The 15,926-nt window shown below is 61.4% G+C and carries 16 protein-coding genes; 6 read left to right on the plus strand and 10 right to left on the minus strand.

Going from position 1 to position 15,926, the window contains the following annotated elements; translation table 11 throughout:
* Window positions 1-1,972, minus strand: a 1,972-nt coding sequence (glgP, locus tag HZC36_14955; protein ID MBI5708280.1) for an alpha-glucan family phosphorylase, incomplete at its 3' end; no start/stop codon positions are given.
* 291 nt (window positions 1,973-2,263) lie between these two features.
* On the opposite strand from glgP, the gene HZC36_14960 reads away from it, so the two are divergent.
* The 3 genes from HZC36_14960 to HZC36_14970 all read left to right on the plus strand — a co-directional run bounded on the left by HZC36_14960 (window position 2,264) and on the right by HZC36_14970 (window position 4,412).
* Window positions 2,264-2,965, plus strand: a complete 702-nt coding sequence (locus HZC36_14960; GenBank protein ID MBI5708281.1) for an ABC transporter ATP-binding protein — start codon at window positions 2,264-2,266, stop codon at window positions 2,963-2,965.
* Window positions 2,966-3,312: 347 nt separating this feature from the next.
* Entirely contained in the window at window positions 3,313-3,774 is a 462-nt protein-coding gene (rimI, locus tag HZC36_14965; protein MBI5708282.1) for a ribosomal protein S18-alanine N-acetyltransferase, read from the plus strand.
* 179 nt (window positions 3,775-3,953) lie between these two features.
* The gene (locus tag HZC36_14970; GenBank protein MBI5708283.1) at window positions 3,954-4,412 is read left to right on the plus strand and encodes an EVE domain-containing protein; all 459 of its coding nucleotides are present in this window, start codon (window positions 3,954-3,956) and stop codon (window positions 4,410-4,412) included.
* A 49-nt stretch (window positions 4,413-4,461) separates the two neighbouring features.
* On the opposite strand, the gene HZC36_14975 is transcribed toward HZC36_14970, so the two are convergent.
* The 8 genes from HZC36_14975 to aroC all read right to left on the minus strand — a co-directional run bounded on the left by HZC36_14975 (window position 4,462) and on the right by aroC (window position 12,826).
* Window positions 4,462-4,881 carry a PIN domain-containing protein gene (locus tag HZC36_14975; GenBank protein ID MBI5708284.1) on the minus strand — a complete coding sequence of 140 codons (420 nt, stop codon included), beginning with the start codon at window positions 4,879-4,881 and terminating at the stop codon, window positions 4,462-4,464.
* Window positions 4,871-5,143 carry a hypothetical protein gene (locus HZC36_14980; protein ID MBI5708285.1) on the minus strand — a complete coding sequence of 91 codons (273 nt, stop codon included), beginning with the start codon at window positions 5,141-5,143 and terminating at the stop codon, window positions 4,871-4,873. Before HZC36_14980 ends, HZC36_14975 begins: the two co-directional genes overlap by 11 nt.
* A gap of 50 nt (window positions 5,144-5,193) precedes the next feature.
* The gene (locus tag HZC36_14985; GenBank protein ID MBI5708286.1) at window positions 5,194-7,863 is read right to left on the minus strand and encodes an insulinase family protein; all 2,670 of its coding nucleotides are present in this window, start codon (window positions 7,861-7,863) and stop codon (window positions 5,194-5,196) included.
* A 105-nt stretch (window positions 7,864-7,968) separates the two neighbouring features.
* Window positions 7,969-9,096: a hypothetical protein gene (locus HZC36_14990; GenBank protein ID MBI5708287.1), complete on the minus strand. Its 1,128-nt coding sequence runs from the start codon at window positions 9,094-9,096 to the stop codon at window positions 7,969-7,971.
* Window positions 9,097-9,109: 13 nt separating this feature from the next.
* Window positions 9,110-10,309, minus strand: a complete 1,200-nt coding sequence (locus HZC36_14995; GenBank protein ID MBI5708288.1) for a phosphoglycerate kinase — start codon at window positions 10,307-10,309, stop codon at window positions 9,110-9,112.
* 77 nt (window positions 10,310-10,386) lie between these two features.
* A complete protein-coding gene (locus HZC36_15000) occupies window positions 10,387-10,632 on the minus strand; it encodes a hypothetical protein (protein MBI5708289.1) in 246 nt (81 codons plus the stop codon).
* A gap of 62 nt (window positions 10,633-10,694) precedes the next feature.
* Window positions 10,695-11,525 carry a prepilin-type N-terminal cleavage/methylation domain-containing protein gene (locus HZC36_15005; protein ID MBI5708290.1) on the minus strand — a complete coding sequence of 277 codons (831 nt, stop codon included), beginning with the start codon at window positions 11,523-11,525 and terminating at the stop codon, window positions 10,695-10,697.
* 206 nt (window positions 11,526-11,731) lie between these two features.
* The gene (gene aroC, locus HZC36_15010; GenBank protein MBI5708291.1) at window positions 11,732-12,826 is read right to left on the minus strand and encodes a chorismate synthase; all 1,095 of its coding nucleotides are present in this window, start codon (window positions 12,824-12,826) and stop codon (window positions 11,732-11,734) included.
* A gap of 432 nt (window positions 12,827-13,258) precedes the next feature.
* Between aroC and HZC36_15015 the strand changes: the two genes are divergently transcribed.
* From HZC36_15015 to dnaN, 3 genes are read left to right on the plus strand one after another with little or no spacing between them, the layout of a single operon-like run.
* Entirely contained in the window at window positions 13,259-13,804 is a 546-nt protein-coding gene (locus HZC36_15015) for an RNA polymerase sigma factor (GenBank protein MBI5708292.1), read from the plus strand.
* The gene (locus tag HZC36_15020; protein ID MBI5708293.1) at window positions 13,801-14,088 is read left to right on the plus strand and encodes a hypothetical protein; all 288 of its coding nucleotides are present in this window, start codon (window positions 13,801-13,803) and stop codon (window positions 14,086-14,088) included. The genes HZC36_15015 and HZC36_15020 overlap by 4 nt, the downstream gene beginning before the upstream one ends.
* Window positions 14,089-14,093: 5 nt before the next feature.
* Window positions 14,094-15,212 carry a DNA polymerase III subunit beta gene (gene dnaN, locus HZC36_15025; protein ID MBI5708294.1) on the plus strand — a complete coding sequence of 373 codons (1,119 nt, stop codon included), beginning with the start codon at window positions 14,094-14,096 and terminating at the stop codon, window positions 15,210-15,212.
* A 191-nt stretch (window positions 15,213-15,403) separates the two neighbouring features.
* Here dnaN and HZC36_15030 read toward each other — a convergent pair whose 3' ends face one another.
* The gene (locus HZC36_15030; protein MBI5708295.1) at window positions 15,404-15,826 is read right to left on the minus strand and encodes a MerC domain-containing protein; all 423 of its coding nucleotides are present in this window, start codon (window positions 15,824-15,826) and stop codon (window positions 15,404-15,406) included.
* Between the last annotated feature and the right edge of the window lie 100 nt (window positions 15,827-15,926).

Here is a 15,926-nt window from a genome sequence, read left to right on the forward strand (position 1 = left end):
AATCCTGGTACTCGGGGTCGGTGTAGTCTCGGCGATCGCCGATAGCCCAGCCGACTCCCGTGTGGTAGGCCTCATCCCACCAGCCGTCGAGCACTGAGCAGTTGAGGCCGCCATTCGGCACGACTTTCATGCCACTGGTGCCGCTCGCCTCATAGGGCCTTCGCGGGTTGTTGAGCCAGACGTCGACGCCATGGGTCATCGCCCGGCCAACGCCCATGTCGTAGTCCTCCAGGAAGACCATCTTGGTGAGCATGTTCTCCGACTTGATGAACTGGACCAGCTCCTGGATGAACTTCTTGCCTTCGTCGTCTCGGGGGTGGCTCTTGCCGGCGAACACGAATTGGATCGGCCGTTCGGATTGCTGGATGAGGGACCTCAACCGGTCCCGATCCTTCAGCAGGAGCGTGGCCCGTTTATAGGTCGCAAACCGCCGCGCAAAGCCGATCGTGAGCACGCGCGGATCGAGGATGCCGTCCACGTCTCCCGCGTCAGGGCGCACCGCTCCGCGCTTGCCGATGTCGCGCAGCACGCGTCGACGGACATAGCGCACGAAGTCGCCGCGCAGGTTGTTTCTGACATCCCAGAGCTCCTGGTCGGGGATATCCCACACACCCTTCCAATGCTCGGCGTTTGCGGGGTCCTCGCGCCATGCCGACCCAAGATAGGTGTCGAACAGCTCCGCCATGCGCGGGCTCAGCCAGGTCATCGTGTGGATGCCGTTCGTGATGGCGTCGATGGGCACTTCGTCTTCGGGATAGTCCTCCCATCGGCTGTGGAACATGTTTCGGGCGACGCCGGAATGCAGCTTGGAGACGGCGTTCACATGGTTGGAGTTCTCCATCGCAAGCACGGCCATGTTGAACTTGAAATCCGAGCCTTCGGCGGCTTCCTTGTCCTTCTTTCCCATCGAAAGGAAGTAGTCGTATGGGATCTTGCAGGTCTCCACCAGGTTGGCGACATGCCGCTTCAGGAGCTCTGGTTTGAAAGCATCGAAGCCTGCGGGAACCGGCGTGTGGGTGGTGAAGACATTGCCGGCCGCCGCGGCCTTTCGGGCTACGCGGTAGTCGCATCCAGTCTCTCTCATGATGGAGCTGATGCGCTCGAGCGTCAAGAAGGCCGAGTGGCCCTCGTTCATATGGCAGACGCTCGGCTTGATGCCGAGGGCTTCCAGGGCCCGCAGACCGCCTGCGCCCAGAATGGCTTCCTGACGGACGCGCATCTCGTCGTCGCCGCCATAGAGGGTGTCCGTGATGCCCTGGTCGTCGGGTTGGTTTTCCAGCACGTTGCTGTCCAGCAGATAGAGGGGCACACGGCCGACAAGGGCCTTCCAGATCTGGCAGACGATAGGCCGGTCAAGATGCTCGTTTTCAACTTTGATGCGGATCGGCTGCTGGTCGGCGTCGCGGATCAGCTCCAAGGGCATGTGGAAGAAGTCGCTGAGCGGATAGTCCTCCTGCTGCCAACCTTCGAAGGTGAGTACCTGGCGGAAATAGCCTCGGGAATAGAGCAGGCCCACCCCGACCAATGGAAGTCCCAGGTCGCTTGCGGCTTTCAGGTGGTCGCCGGCGAGCACGCCGAGGCCCCCGCTGTAGATGGGGAGGGACTCCGAGAGCCCAAACTCGGCGCAAAAATAGGCGATGACGGTGTCTTGGCGCCGGCCCGGGAACGTCCTGTCGAACCAGGTCTCGGCGCTCATGTAGCCTTGCAGTTCGTCGGAGCACACCTTGAGATCGGCGAGAAATCCGGGGTCCTTGGCGAGCCTGGCGAGCTTGTCGGCGTTGAGCTTGTTAAGCAGCTCGACCGGGTTGTGCCCAACCTCTCGCCAGAGCGCCTTGTCGATCTCGCGGAAGAGGCTCTGGGTGGCGTGGCTCCAGGTCCAATGCAGGTTGAACGCGAGCTCCTTGAGCGGGCGAAGGACCTCGGGGAGGTCCGATTCGACCTCGAAAGAATGGGTGAACTTGGGGTGCTTCATGAAGGTGCCGGTACAGGGATTATTGGCAGGTTGAGCCTGCCTCCTCGCGTCCAGCGCCCTTGCTCACGCCAGGAATTTCCCTGGGAAAGATACCTGGGAGCGAAGGGGCCTGATTGCTGGCGGTTGTGCAGCATCGCTCCGGCCCCCTCACCCGGTTCATTTCGTTCCCCGATGGAACCGGGGCAGGCACCGACCTCTCCCACGAGGGGCGAGGTGGTTCCCCGGAGCGTCATTAGGAGGAACCTCCTCCTTTGACGTTGGCTCCGGTTTCGGGTAGAACCCGAAGACTCCATGCTCAGCATTTCCGGTTTGCAGGTCTATTACGGCGCGATCCACGCCCTGAAAGGGGTGGACGTCGAGGTGAAAGAGGGCGAGGTCGTGGCGATCATCGGCTCGAACGGGGCGGGGAAAAGCACCCTGCTGCGAACGATCAGCGGCTTGCTTAAGCCCAGGGAGGGCTCGATCACGCTGAACGGGGAGGAGCTGACCACATTGCCTTCGCACGAGGTGGTCCGGCGCGGACTGAGCCAATCGCCCGAGGGCAGGCGGATTTTCACCAACATGTCGGTACACGAGAACCTTTTGCTGGGCGCCTACACCCGCAAGGACGCCGGCGTCAAGGAGGACATGGACATGGTGCTGGGGCGGTTCCCCCGGCTTCAGGAGCGCATCAACCAGAACGCGGGCACGCTCAGCGGCGGCGAGCAGCAGATGCTGGCGATCGGCAGGGCCCTGATGTCTCGGCCCAAGATTCTGCTCCTCGATGAGCCCAGTTTGGGTCTGGCGCCAAACCTGGTGATGGAGATTTTCGACATCGTCCAGACGATCAACAAGGATGGCGTGACCGTGCTGCTGGTCGAGCAGAATGCCCACCGCGCACTTGAGGTCGCCGACAGGGCTTATGTTCTGGAGACAGGATCGATCGTGCTGACCGACACCGGCAAGAACCTCTTGACCAACGACAAGGTGCGGGAAGCGTATCTGGGGGGATAGAGATTGGGTAGTGGACAGCAGGCATTAGAGCATTAGGTGTTTAGGTGGTCAGGTGGTCAGGTGGTCAGGTGGTCAGGTGTTCAGGTGTTGGGTTTTCGGGTGGTCAGGTTTTCAGGTTTTCAGGTGGTCAGGTTTTCAGGTGGTCAGGAGTTTAGGTGTTAAGTTTTCAGGTGCTGAGCTATCTGGTCTTCAGAAACGTCGTCTTCACCCTTCGCTCTTCGCCCTTTGCCCCAGTGCCCCTAATGCCCCAGTGCCCCTAATGCCCTAATGCCCCAATGCCCTAATGCCCCAATGCCCCAATGCCCCAATGCCCTAATGCCCTAATGCCCTAATGCCAGGAGTCATCCATGAGCACGACCAAGAACAAAGCCGCCATCAGGTTTGAGAGTCTTGAGGCCCGGCACATCCCGGACATCTTGGCCATCGAACAGTTGACCAACCCCGCGCCTTGGTCGGAGGTGAGCTTCAAGTCCGAGCTTTCGAACCCCAGCAGCGTTTTCTTCGTGGCGATCTCCGGCACCGACGTGGTTGGCTTTGCGGGGGCTTGGGCGGTCATCGACGAGGCGCACGTGACGACGGTCGCCGTGTCTCCAAACGCTCAGCGCCAAGGGATCGGAGAGGCGCTGATGGGCGAACTCTTGGCCCGATGCAAAGACGCGGGCTGCACCTGTTCCACACTGGAAGTGCGCTCGCATAACGATCCGGCGATCAAGCTCTATGAGAAGCTGGGCTATGTGGCCTGCGCCACCCGTCGGCATTACTATCCGAACAACGACGACGCCACAGTCATGTGGCTGCACGGACTGTAGGGAAGCGGGCGAGCACGCAACGGCGCACCGGTGACCGAGCTCAGGGCGGAAGCGTAAGTTGACGTCGGCAGACTGAGAGTCCGCCCCTCACTCACCCTCACTCACCCTCACTCACCCTCATTCACCCTCATTCATCCTCACGCGTCCCCAAGCGCCCGCCCCAAAGTACAATCTCCCGGATGGCGTATTGGCTGATGAAGTCCGAGCCGGACTGCTACGGGATCGACGATCTAGCACGTGAGGGCACGGGCATGTGGGAGGGTTGCCGCAACTATCAGGTTCGGCTGTACCTTAGGGACCAGATGAAGCCTGGCGACATGGCCTTTTTCTACCACTCCAATGCCAAACCGATGGGCATCGTCGGCACGATGGAGATCGTTGGAGAAGCCTATCCTGACCCGACCCAGTTCGACCCCACTTCGAAGTACTTCGACGCCGAGGCGACTCCGGAAAACCCTCGATGGTTTGTGCGTGATGTGAGATTCGTGCGCAAGTTTGAGCGCTGCATCACGCTCCCTGAGCTCAAAGAGACTCCCGGCCTCGAAGACATGATGGTCACCAAAAAGGGACTCATGTTCTCGATCACGCCGGTCACCGAAAGCGAGTGGGAGATCGTGATGGGGCTGGCGAAGAAGTGACGAGCGTGAGTGTTCGTCCCTCGATGCGCGACCTTTCGCCAGCGAAGCGCTACACGAATGGATTCACGATCTTGACCCCAGAAATGGTCGAACCGTGCTGCAGGTCCTCGGAAATCAGGCGTTCGCATTCAGCTTGCTTGGCAGCGGCAACGAGCATCGCGTCCCAGATAGAAATGGAGTAGGTCATCGTGAGTTCGATTGCTTGTTCAATGGTCTCAGTTGTCGAAGGCACGACCTCGAAACGCTTCAGGGCCAAAGTCAAGCTTTTGGCATCTGCCTTGCTCAGAGCAAGCTTACCGAGAGCAACCGAATAGAACTCCTTCATCACCTGTGTGGATACGACCCCCACGTTCGCATTGAGAAGGTCAGAAACGACTTCTACAGCGACTCCATGCCGGTGGTCGTTCGTCTTTGCGGCAGCGTAGACGAGGATGTTTGTATCGATAAACGACTTGCCCTTATGCGGCATCCTTTGACTCCTTTGGAGTCGATGGAGCTAACATTTCCTTATACAGCTCATCGCGACTCATCTTCCAGTCTCCGACCGACAGGTTCAGTCGATCCGCGATCTTGAAGAACTCCCATGCCTCATCGGGTTGGCTCTTCGACAGAACGGTGCGCTCAAAAAGCTCCCGGGCAAACTCTTGGAAGGACTTTCCCTGCCTGGCCGCGTATTCGCGAGCCAGCCTTAGGGTCACCTCATCGAGGGAAATCGTCACATTTCGTTTCATGATGGGATAATACCACACGACTCCCGTGTACACGAGGCCCGTGTTGCCCGTTACGGTTTGACGATTTCCGGCTTCGGCAGGTCCAATCCCTCGATCTGCTTCACGATCTCCTTCTGGTCGCCCACGAGAACGATGACCGCGTTCTCCCAAGGCACGGCCGCACGGGCCACGCGGTTCAGGTCCCCCACGGCCACCCTGCCAAAGCGGGCAAGCTCGGCCGCGACACCCGACATGGGGATGCCGTTTTCCAAGTAGCCGATTCCCGCGTTGACCAGACCCTGGAGGGTCTCGGCGTCGGTCACCGCGTCATATTGGAACTGCGACCGCGCCTTGTTCGCCTCGGCTTCCACAACGTCTCCGGAGCGGATCTTGGCGATTTCCGTCAGGATCTCCTTGAGGCTCGCCCCGGTGACGTCGGCGCGCACGGCCGTCGCAAGCCGCGAATAGCTGACGTCGCTGGAAAACATAGCCCGAAACCCGATCCCATAGGTGTAGCCCTTGTCCTCCCGAAGGTTTCGGTTGAGCCGCGACGTAAACGTCCCGCCCAGCACGATGCCAAGCTCCTGCATCGCGGGGCGGTCAGGGGAGGCAAAGGCCGCATTGGGAAGCAGGACCGTGATCGCCGTCTGAACCGCGCCGGGCCGATCGACGATCAGCAACCGGGAGGCTTGCGGGGCCGGATTGCCGAGTTCGACAGCCTTGTGGATTCCCTGAGTCTGCCAACCTCCGAATCTACTGGCGAGCGCCTTCTTGAAAGCCTCCGGAGAGAGGTTTCCAGCGGCGTACCAGTTGGCCGAACCGGACTTGATGCGGGAACCATACGCAGCCTTCACGTCGGCCAAGGTGAGCGTTGAAACCGACTCTTTCGAACCTGAGGTCGGGCGAGAATAGGGATGGTTTGGCCCAAAGAACTCTCGAGCGGCCACCTTTCCGGCGACGGCGGTGGGGTTGTCGTCAGCCTCGTCGAGCCCCTGGAGATGGACGGCCTTCACCCGCTCCCAATCCCCCTTGGCGAACCGCGGCCGGAGCACCGCATCGCTCATGAGGGCAAGCCCGGCGTCGAGCTTATCGGTCCCGACGGTCAAGCTGGCGGTGAGTCCTTTCTGGTCCGCGCTGGCTCCGAGGCTTGCGCCGATGGCATCGAGGGCGTTGGCGAACGCCTCGGAGTCTCGGGTTCCCGCGCCCTCGGTGAGCATGTCTGCCATGAGCCCGGTTAGGCCCGCTTTGCCGGCAGCGTCAGCGGCAGCGCCTCCCGAGAACCGTAACGACACCGTCGTGACGGGCACTCCCTTCTTCTGCCAGTAATACACCTTATTGCCGTTGGGGAGGTCAAAGGTCGCTGGAATCGGGAAGGCAAAGCTCTTGGTGGGCGCCATCTCCGGCCTCGTGTCGCGCGGGTTCTGCTCTGGCGTCTCGAGTTCGGGAATGACGCGGAGAACGAGCCGCTTGTCCAGGTTCAAGAGCTTGAAGTTGGCCTTCATGCTCGCCGGCGAAACCCCGTCCACCATCGCCAGCTCCTTGGCGAAACCGTCTGGATTGCCAAAGACGAACTCGTACTGGTTCATGGCATCGGCGCGCTGCAGGAAGCTCTGCATCGAGTTCACCAGGCGGAACCGGTATTTGGCCTTTTGGCGATCGACCTCGGCCTGGGTTGGGCCATTTTTGAGGAAGCGCATCATCTCTTCGTCGATAGCCTTCTCAAGCTTGTCAAGCGAAACGTCATCCCGGGCAGTGGCGTCTACCGTGAAGAGCGAACCGAGGACGCGCGACTCTTGGCGCACGCTGACGTCGCTGGCGAGCTGCTTCTTGACCACCACGGCCTGATAAAGCCGACTGCCCGCACCATCGCCGAGCACCCCCGCACCCAATCGAAAGGCGATGTCGGCCGGAGTGAAGGATCGATGGCTGTGCCACACCGAGATGGTCTTGGAGCTCGAAACCTTGTCGACCATGGTCACGCGGCGGACTCCCTGGAGCGCAGCGGGTGGAACGGGCTTTCGGACGATGTCGCTCCTGCGAGGAAGCGTCCCAAAGAGGCTCTGAATCCGAGCTTTGGTCTCCTTGGGGTCGAAATCGCCCACGACGACCAGGCTGGCGTTGTTGGGGATGTAATAGGTTCGGAAGAAGTCCTGGACGTCCTGGACGGTAGCGGCGTTGAGGTCCTCCATGCTGCCGATGACGCTGGTGCTATAGGGGTGGCCCTTGGGGAACATCAGGCCGTTGATGGCCTCATAGGCCCGGCCGTAGGGGGCGTTGTCGACGCCTTCGCGGCGCTCGTTCTTGACCACCTCGCGCTGCAAGTTGAGCTTTTCAAGGGTCATCTCGTCCGCAAGCGCCTCCAGCCGGTCGGCCTCCAGCCAGAGCAAGACTGGCAATAGGGAAGCGGGACCCCAATCGAAGTAGTTGGTGATGTCTTCCCAAGTGCTGGCGTTGTTAGCGCCGCCGTACTCCTCCATCGTCGTATCGAAAGCTCCGTTGGGCACGCGCTTGGTGCCCATGAACATCAGGTGTTCAAAGAGATGGGCGAAGCCGCTTCTGCGCTCGGGCTCATCCTTGCTGCCGACGCGAAACCAGGTGTTCACCGCCACGATCGGAAGGGAATGGTCCGGCTGAAGGATCACGGTCATGCCGTTCGGCAGCTTGAACTTGTCGAACGTGACGTGCTGGGCAGTGGCCGGGACAGGCTGAGCCAGGACGAGCGCGAAAAGGAACGCGTGCATGGCAGCAATTATGAAGCAGGGCACAGGGGAGGGACAGGGGGACAGGGGGACAGAGGAACAAAGGGACAGGCCGCTGTTGGGATGGAGCTGGGTGCTTGGTCCAGGTTAGTAGCGGCACTCGTTCGCGGCGCGGACCATCGCACGCAGGTTTTCGATCGGCGCCTCAAAAAAGTGGTCGCTGGCGGAGCAGATGTAGCCCCCGCCCGTCCCAAAAGCCTCGAAGCAAGCAGTAACGTCGGCCTCGATCTGGGCCGGTGTGCCGTTTTCGAGCAGGGCCTGGTTTACGCCGCCGATGATCGGGAGCCTGGCGCCCAGCCTCGACTTCACTTGCGCGCGGCGCTCCGGCGTGATGTCGCCGCCCACTTCCGGCGGGCTGAGGGTCTCGCTCGCGTCCGTGGCGTTGAGAGGGATCAGGTCCAGGATCGGCATCATGCCGCCGCAGGTGTGATAGACCGACTTTAGGCCGACAGATCGAAGCGCCTCGTTGATTCGCCGGTCGTAGGGGACACAGAACTCCTGAAACATCGCTGGGCTGATGACCGTCGCACTGGCGGCGCCGCCGCCGCACTCAACGAGGTCGAGCTTGAGTCCCGCCATGTGGCCAAGAATCTCGCGTTCGCGCTGAGCGGTCAAGCCGTCAAGAACGTGGTGCACAAACGCAGCGTCATCGAGAGCCCAGAAAATGGCTTGTTGAGTGCCCACCAGCTCACAAAAGTCCTGCCAGGGCCCGCACTGGTTGAACATCGTGATGAATCCGCGCACGATTCCCGCGTCGCCGGCTTCATCGTAGACCCTTGACACAGCCGCCGCATCAAAGCGCTTGCCAGGGTAGTGCTTGAGGAAGATCTCCGCGTCCTGCTCGGTCTTGACCGGGTGCTCGGTGATGAAGGTGGTGGTGGGGTTGGTGACGGTTTTCCAGCTGAGGGTTCCGTCGGGGGTCTCGGCCTGGTGGAGGGTTTCAGGTTCGTCGTGGGGATCTGACTCGTCGGTCGGGTCTGACCGTTCGGACTGAACCGTCGTGTAGGACCAGTTTGACGATGGAATCGGAGATAGGTGCGAGTAGGTCTCAATGCTCGCATCGAGGCCCACAGCCTGAAAGGCCTCAAGCTGGCCCATGCCACCCATCGTTTGCTTCAGGTGGTACGGCTGCCATTGATGAATGGTGATGGGCACCCGGTCGGGGGCGCCCATCGCCAACGCCGTCAGCATGCGCTCTTTTGAAGTCAGCGCCATGCTCCTTTGCGCCCTAGGGCGCGACGGCCACCTTGTCTTGGAGCGCTGCGATCCCTGGCAGCTCGACGCCCTCCAGGAACTCCAGGCTCGCGCCGCCACCTGTCGAGACGTGGCTGACCTTATCGGCAAAGCCAAACTTCTCGATGGCGGCCGCCGAATCGCCGCCGCCGACGATGGTCGTGCCGCCCGACTCGGCGAGTCCGCGGGCGACCGCAACGGTGCCCGGCGCGAACCACTTGACCTCGAAAACACCCATTGGACCGTTCCAGACGGCGGTTCCGGCGCCCCTGGCGATGGCCTCGTAGCGTGCCTGGGTCTCCGGGCCAATGTCCGCGCCAATCATGTCGGCAGGGATGCGATCGGCCGCTACTGTTCGGATGTCAGACGCATCCGACGTGTCCGACAAGTCAGACGTGATCACGATATCCGTCGGAAGCTCGAGCTTTTCGGGGTGCTCGGCGAGCACCCTCTTGGCGAACTCAAGGTTTGACTCATCGAGCAGCGATTTGCCGATTTCATACCCCTTGGCCTTTAAGAACGTGAACGCCATGCCTCCACCGATCAGCAGCTTGTCCACCTTCGGCAGAAGGTTGTCGATCACGGCGATTTTGTCCTTGACCTTAGCCCCTCCCAAAATGGCGACGAAAGGCCGCTTGGGGTTTGAGACCGCGTTGCCCAGATACTCGATCTCCTTCTCCATCAGGAATCCGGCGACGCCGCGGAGAAGGTGGGCCACACCCTCGGTGCTGGCATGGGCGCGGTGCGCCGTGCCGAAGGCGTCGTTCACATAGAGGTCAGCTATCGAAGCGAGCTTCTTGGCGAACTCGGGGTCGTTGCCCTCCTCTTCCGGATAGAACCGAACGTTTTCGAGCAAGAGGCATTGGCCGGGCCTGAGCGCTTCTGCCATTTCGGCTACGCGCGGGCCGATGCAGTCGGGCGCCAAGGGCACTTCGATCCCGAGAAGCTCGGAGAGGCGCTGGGCGACAGGGGCGAGCGAAAAATCGGGCGTCACGCCTTTGGGGCGTCCGAGATGGCTGGCGAGGATCACTGCGCCGCCGTGGTCGAGCAGGTACTTGATGGTGGGGACGGCTTCACGTATTCGGCGATCATCGGTGATCTCCTTGCCGTCCAAGGGAACGTTGAAGTCGCATCGGACCAGAATCCGCTTTCCGTTAGGTTCAATATCGCGGACGGTCTGTTTGCTGAAGCTCATCTTTTGAGCCCTCCTGTTCTTTTTTTGAACGGGGTCAGTTTACCGAGGGAGGGCTCAAAAGAGTGTCCGGCCGAGCCTTACTTGCCGACGTCCTCGCCGATGATTTCCCGACCAGGACCGGCCGTTTCAGGGCCTGTGATCGGCCCGTCAACGTCCTTTGCCGCAGCGGGCGGCGTCGTTGGCGGAGGGCCAAGTTTGGCGCCTGGGTCGAGCTGCTCTTGAGTTGGGGGCTTTGCCGGCTCAGAGGAGGCGCCAGAGGAACACCCGCCAATGGCGAAAGGCGCCACAGCCAGCAGCGCCACGAAAATGCGTTTGCTTCGCATGGGATCTCCTGTTTAGGGTCGTGCCGGCGGCAACGTCACGCTCCCGCCGGCACGTGGCCTGCCTAGGGCCTCTCTTTGCACTCGACGCCATAGAGAGTCAATGCGCGCTCTCTAAGGTACTCCTTTTCGCGGTCGAGAGGGGCGAAATACGCGGCGGTTGCGCACCGAGATTGGCCCCGGGAGAGCGACGTCGGACCCCAAGTTCCTTCCGGCATCGGGTGCGGGAACAGCTTGTTGCCCATTCCAAACTTGGCGTGGCCGTCGCAGTAGGTGTAATTCGCACCGTTTCCGTGCCTCCACGGAGCATCACGCGTGTAGTAGACGTGGCTGACCCACTTCTCGTAGTAGCCTTGCATGAAGTGGGGCGGCGCGATGCGGCCGTCCGTACCGCCGTCCGCTGTGAACACCGTGTTCGCGGGATAGGCGATATTCGTCGCGACCATATAGCGATAGTAAATTGGGCTGTTGCCGTCGAAGTCGTAGATCAGGGCCTGGTTGATGCCCATGCTCCTGTACCGATCTTCCATCCTCTCGCGGGCGGGGCACTGCCAGACGCCGCCGCGGTTCATGTCCGCCGAGACGGCAACGTCGTTGCCCATCTTCACGTATGGAACGAGCTTGGCATCCCAGTAGCGGTCAGGGGTGTCGAAGCCGCGGTTGGCGAAGTCCACGTAATACATGTACCAATACTCGGCCCAGGTGGGAAAGCCGTCGTCGTAATCGCCGGCATAGAGCATCAGGGCCGTGCCAATCTGCTTGTTGTTGCTCAGGCACAAGGTCTTCTTTGCACTCGCTTTTGCCTGGGCAAAGACCGGGAACAGAATTGCCGCCAAGATCGCGATGATGGCGATCACAACCAGCAATTCGATCAGCGTAAACGCTCGTCGAATCATTGTCTTCCTCTTTGAATGTTGAGATGACCGCCGCAATCGAAGATTGAGGAACGATTCGAGATTCACTATAGCACAGCCTTTGCGAGACCCGGGACGAATGGCCGCTTGCCAGAGTCCGGGATTCACGTAGATTTGCCGGGCTCTGGCAAAACCCATATGACACCGGCGCCTAGGCCGCTGAGCGCTTTGTGAACCAGGAAAACCGACTACTGAAACGCCTTCTGCCTCAAGGCATGATCCACCAAGACGAGCGCCACCATGGCTTCAACCATCGGAACCGCGCGGGGGAGCACGCAAGGGTCGTGCCTCCCGCGGCCCGTAATGGTGGTGCTCTCGTGCTCCACGGTCACGGTGTCCTGCTCGCGGAGGATGGTGGCCGTCGGTTTGAACGCCGCGCGCATGGTGATGAGTTCGCCGTTTGAGATCCCGCCCTGGATTCCTCCTGAGTAGTTGGACGAGGTGAACACGCGTCGCTCCTCTTTAGTAGCGCCTTCGGTGGCGCCGAAGGGGTCGTTGTGGTCCGCGCCTGTGAGGTCGGTTCCGGCGAACCCACTCCCGACCTCAAACCCCTTGCACGCTGGGAGCGACATCACGGCTTTCGCGAGGTCCGCTTGAAGTTTGTCGAAAACCGGCTCTCCCCAACCCGGAGGAACGCCCCGGGCGATGCACCGGACCGCCCCTCCGACCGAGTTGCCGTCCTTGCGAATCTCCTCAATCATCGCGATCATCTGCTGGGCCTTTTGAGGGTCCGGACATCGAACGGGGGTTGCCTCGATCTGCTCCAGAGTGACCTCGTCGAACGGCACGAACGCCTCGATGTCGAACACCTTTTCCACCCACGCCAGCACCTCGACGCCCCACTTCAGCTTCAAAACCTTCTTGGCGATCGCCCCCGCGGCCACCCGCCCGACGGTCTCACGCGCCGATGCCCGTCCGCCCCCCGACCAAGCCCGGATGCCGTACTTGGCGTCATAGGTGTAGTCGGCGTGGCTCGGGCGGTACTTGGTCTTTAGCTCTTCATAGTCGCGCGAGCGGGCGTCCTCGTTCATCACGAGCAAGGAGATCGGGGTGCCGAGGGTTAGCCCGTCTTGGATTCCGCTCAAGACCTGGACCGTGTCGGACTCCTTGCGCTGGGTGACGATCTTGCTCTGGCCGGGCCGCCTGCGGTCGAGTTCGAACTGGATTTCTTGGATGCTGATCGGCACGCGGGGAGGGCAGCCGTCCACCACGACGCCCACACCTCCGCCGTGGGATTCGCCCCACGTGGAAATTCGGAAAAGCGTACCGAAGGAGCTGGACATCTGGTCCGCCAGTGTACCGGCCTCTGAGATCGGTTACCCGCCGGGAAGCGAAGCGGGTGGTGCGCAGGCATCTCGGCAGTGTGGCCAGGGAAGCCGGCGTCAGATCGGGCGCATTTCAACGTTGGAACTCGCGCTCCTCCAGGGCTTGTCGTTGAAAGAGCAACGGGTTCCAGGGATATGCCGTTCCCATCGGTCTCTCGGCCCATTGGGCCCGGCCGCGGAGCTTCTGCGATGCGCTCCGGGCAGTCTGGATGGCGTCTTTCTTCTTGAGCAGGACGGTTTGGATCAGCCGTTCTTGAGAGGTTCGTCATGGTTTGTCTGGGCGACTATGCCCAGTTCCTTTGCTGGGGAAAACTCCAGCCGGCAAACCTCCCGGGATTCCTGTAAACTGGCGCGACACGCATCCATTTGAGGGGGCGCTGCGTCTTTCCTATGCCTGAAGAAACGTTGCGAGATTCGCAAGCCGAACGGAGGTGGCTCAATGCACTGGCAACGGGCGATCCTGCCGCGCTTGGCAACCTGTACGAGATGTACGGGGAACGGATCTTCCGTTACACCTTCCGGATGCTCGGGAATCGCACGGACGCTGAAGACGCGACGGCTGAGACCTTCTTGAGGGTTCTCCGCCGGTCCGCCGAACTCCGAGCAGACGGCGCATTTCGCACGTGGCTCTTCCGGATTGCGCGGAATCTTTGCATCGACAAGCTGAGGCAGCACAAGCTGATCGAGCTGCCCACCGATGCGCAGGATTCCGGGTCGGAAGATAGGGCGACGCTGAGAATCACGGTTCAACAGGCGTTGGCGGACCTGCCAACCGAATACCGCGAGCCGTTGATGCTCTGCGATCTTGAAGACATGCCGGCGCGCGAAGCGGCCCAGGTTCTGGCCATCAGCGTGCCTGCCCTCAAATCGCGCCTCTACCGGGGGCGCAGGGCCCTCCGCGACAAGCTCGGGGGCTCGATGGAGAAATTGAAATGAACAGCGAACTGTATTCCAAGCTGGTCGACCTCTATGCCGGCCGCGAGCTGCCCCAGGAGCTGGAGGACGAGATGGAGTGGGCCGCCTTCGGCGACCCCAAGCTCAGCCACGACATGTCCACACTGCGTACGACCGTGGACCTCCTACGCCAGCAGCCCGCGCCCGCCTTTACCGAGGAATCTCGTCAGCGCATATTGATGAACCTCTTTACCCGGGGAGTCGAGATCGAATCCCCCATCCAGGAGCCCGCTCACCTGCAGCTTGGGCTCCCGATCTCAGGATAGGAGCCATGCCTTTGAAAGTCGATTGCCCTCGAAAAGACCTCTCAGACGCCCTGAACCTCGCCAGCGCGGCGTCTCGGCCGAACACGCCGCAACAGATACTCCAGAACTTCAAGCTTGAAGGAGGACCGGAAGGCATTCGCGTGCTTGCCTGCGACGGCGAAATGTGGATCGAGCGCGATCTTGCGTGCATGGTTCACGAAGCCGGGGCCACTTGTGTTCAAGCGAAGCTGTTTAGCGACATCGTCAACAACCTCCCTGATGGCGACGTTCAGATGGCTGTGATCGACCATTCTGGGATGCTCGTTCAGCACGGCGCTTCTGAGTACCGGGTCCACACGATCGACGCGGAGGACTTCCCAGAGCCGCCCGAATTTGGCGGAGATGGCGAGCTCACCATGAAGATGGGCGACTTCCGCGGCGCGATCGATTCAGTGATCTACGCCTGTTCGGCGGACCAGCACCGGCAGATTCTGACCGGTGTTCAGATCAGCTATGACGGCACCACGTTGACCCTGGTCGCCACCGACACGCATCGCTTGGCAGTGCGCAAGCTGGCTCAGTCGGGAATCGGATCCGACATCACGGTGGTTGTTCCTGAGCGCGCCCTGAAGGCCATCAAAAGCCTGCCGGTGGCGGACGACGCGAACCTGACGATCCGATTTGGCAACGGCAGGGTGGGCGTGGAGGCCGGTGGCGCCAAGGTTGTGGCTCAGCTTCTCAGCGGCGCGTATCCCAACTGGGAGCGGGTCGTGCCGAACGAGCATACGCGAGTCTGGCAAGTTGAGGCGGACCAGCTCATCGACCGAGTCAAGCGCGCGCTCATCGTGGCTCGCGACGCCGCCAACCGCCTTAAGTTCAAGGGCGAGGGCGACACCGTGGTGATCAGCGCGCGCAGCGAAGAGCGCGGAGACGCCAAGGAAGAGTTGCCGATGGTGGGCCAGAACGGTGACGTCGAGATCGCATTCAACGGCAAGTACGTGCTTGAGGCCATCGATCCGGTACTGCGGTTGGGCGGCGGAGTGGGCGCAAAGATAGAGATGACGGAGAGTTCGCGCGCCGCGCTCTTCCGAGCCGCGGACGACGATGGGTACTTCTGCGTGATCATGCCGATGGCGCTGGCGTAGGGCCAGGGCTCAGGGTATGGGTGCGGGGCGCTCAGGTTTTCAGGTGTTTAGGTGCTGTGGTGCGGGGCGCTCAGGTTTTCAGGTGCTGCGGTGCTCGGGCTGCCAGGTTGATATATCGTCTTCGCCCTTGGCTCTTCGCCAAACGCCCAACGCCCTAACGCCCTAATGCCCTAATGCCTAATGCCCAATGCCTACCGCCTCTCCATCCCGCAACTGCACCCTCGGTGCTGCATCCTGCGGTTGACGAAATGAAAGGCGCCAACGGCCAGGCCGCCGGTGATCGCCATGGCCACGCCCACCCCGCTGCCGAACGCCGTCGTGCCAAAGCCGGACTCAAAGACGAAGTGCGAGCCGACGATCAGCGCCAATCCACTTACGAAGACGATCGCAGGAACCCACGAGTGGTGCCGCCGGACGCCGTGCTGAATCGCCCAAAGCCCCGTTAGGGCGGCAGTCCCGATAAATGCGAACTCGACGAGAGGGCTTTTGAGAAACCCGAGACCCGCGACAGACAGAAGTCCGAGCGCCAAGCCTGTGAGCACGCAGTGGACCGCGCAGAGCGTGCCCGCGCACACCCCGATCCGCTCCCAAGCCGTCATCGTGCTCTTCGCCATCCTCTCTATTATTGCATTATTGTTGCATGTGGGAGGGGCGCAATTTGGCGTGCGGCGACTTGCCGTCGTATTGCTCAACCGCCTTGTCGGAGCACTTGCC

Source organism: Armatimonadota bacterium, from assembly GCA_016223145.1.
In the GTDB taxonomy this organism is placed as follows: domain Bacteria; phylum Armatimonadota; class Fimbriimonadia; order Fimbriimonadales; family Fimbriimonadaceae; genus Nitrosymbiomonas.

Coding starts and splice junctions, on each gene's coding strand:
- dnaN (MBI5708294.1), top strand. CDS start 14,094: ATGCCTTTGAAAGTCGATTGCCCTCGAAAAGACCTCTCAGACGCCCTG.
- HZC36_15015 (MBI5708292.1), top strand. CDS start 13,259: ATGCCTGAAGAAACGTTGCGAGATTCGCAAGCCGAACGGAGGTGGCTC.
- HZC36_14960 (MBI5708281.1), top strand. CDS start 2,264: ATGCTCAGCATTTCCGGTTTGCAGGTCTATTACGGCGCGATCCACGCC.
- aroC (MBI5708291.1), bottom strand. CDS start 12,826: ATGTCCAGCTCCTTCGGTACGCTTTTCCGAATTTCCACGTGGGGCGAA.
- HZC36_14980 (MBI5708285.1), bottom strand. CDS start 5,143: ATGAAACGAAATGTGACGATTTCCCTCGATGAGGTGACCCTAAGGCTG.
- HZC36_14975 (MBI5708284.1), bottom strand. CDS start 4,881: ATGCCGCATAAGGGCAAGTCGTTTATCGATACAAACATCCTCGTCTAC.
- HZC36_15000 (MBI5708289.1), bottom strand. CDS start 10,632: ATGCGAAGCAAACGCATTTTCGTGGCGCTGCTGGCTGTGGCGCCTTTC.
- HZC36_15005 (MBI5708290.1), bottom strand. CDS start 11,525: ATGATTCGACGAGCGTTTACGCTGATCGAATTGCTGGTTGTGATCGCC.
- HZC36_14995 (MBI5708288.1), bottom strand. CDS start 10,309: ATGAGCTTCAGCAAACAGACCGTCCGCGATATTGAACCTAACGGAAAG.
- HZC36_14970 (MBI5708283.1), top strand. CDS start 3,954: ATGGCGTATTGGCTGATGAAGTCCGAGCCGGACTGCTACGGGATCGAC.
- HZC36_14990 (MBI5708287.1), bottom strand. CDS start 9,096: ATGGCGCTGACTTCAAAAGAGCGCATGCTGACGGCGTTGGCGATGGGC.
- HZC36_15020 (MBI5708293.1), top strand. CDS start 13,801: ATGAACAGCGAACTGTATTCCAAGCTGGTCGACCTCTATGCCGGCCGC.
- HZC36_15030 (MBI5708295.1), bottom strand. CDS start 15,826: ATGGCGAAGAGCACGATGACGGCTTGGGAGCGGATCGGGGTGTGCGCG.
- HZC36_14985 (MBI5708286.1), bottom strand. CDS start 7,863: ATGCACGCGTTCCTTTTCGCGCTCGTCCTGGCTCAGCCTGTCCCGGCC.
- rimI (MBI5708282.1), top strand. CDS start 3,313: ATGAGCACGACCAAGAACAAAGCCGCCATCAGGTTTGAGAGTCTTGAG.